The 659-nt window shown below is 67.8% G+C and carries 1 protein-coding gene; it reads left to right on the forward strand.

Features of this window, described 5'->3' with window-relative positions; translation table 11 throughout:
• Positions 1-659, forward strand: a 659-nt coding sequence (locus tag AB6807_RS39385) for an extracellular solute-binding protein (RefSeq protein WP_371088814.1), incomplete at both ends; no start/stop codon positions are given.

The raw sequence follows: 659 nt of genomic DNA on the forward strand, positions 1-659 counted from the left end.
GCCGCCGACGAACTCACGCTGTACACCACGCGCGAGCCCGCGCTGATCCAGCCGCTGATCTCGGCCTTCAGCGCGCAGAGCAACATCAAGGTCAACACCGTGTTCGTGAAAGACGGCCTGCTGGAGCGCGTGAAGGCCGAGGGCGCTCGCTCGCCCGCCGACGTATTGATGACGGTCGACATCGGCAACCTCATGGACCTGGTCGATGGCGGCGTCACGCAGCCGGTGAAGTCGGCCGCGCTCGAATCGGCCATTCCGGCCAACCTGCGCGGCGCCGACGGCCAGTGGTTCTCGCTGTCGATGCGCGCGCGCGTGCTGTACGCCGACAAGGGCCTGCCGCTGAACAGCTTCCGCTACGAAGACCTGGCCAACCCCAAGTACAAGGGCAAGGTCTGCATCCGCGCGGGCCAGCACCCGTACAACACCGCGCTGGTCGCGTCATTGATCGCGCACGACGGCGAAGCCAAGGCCGAGCAATGGCTGCGCGGCGTGAAGGCCAACCTGGCGCGCAAGGCCACGGGCGGCGACCGCGACGTGGCGCGCGACATCCTGGGCGGCATCTGCGACGTGGGCCTGGCCAACTCGTACTACGTGGGCCAGATGAAGAGCGCGAAGGAAGGCACCGACGCGCGCAAGTGGGGCGACGGCATCAAGGTCGT

It is taken from the genome of Variovorax sp. RCC_210 (assembly GCF_041355175.1).
GTDB lineage: Bacteria > Pseudomonadota > Gammaproteobacteria > Burkholderiales > Burkholderiaceae_C > Variovorax.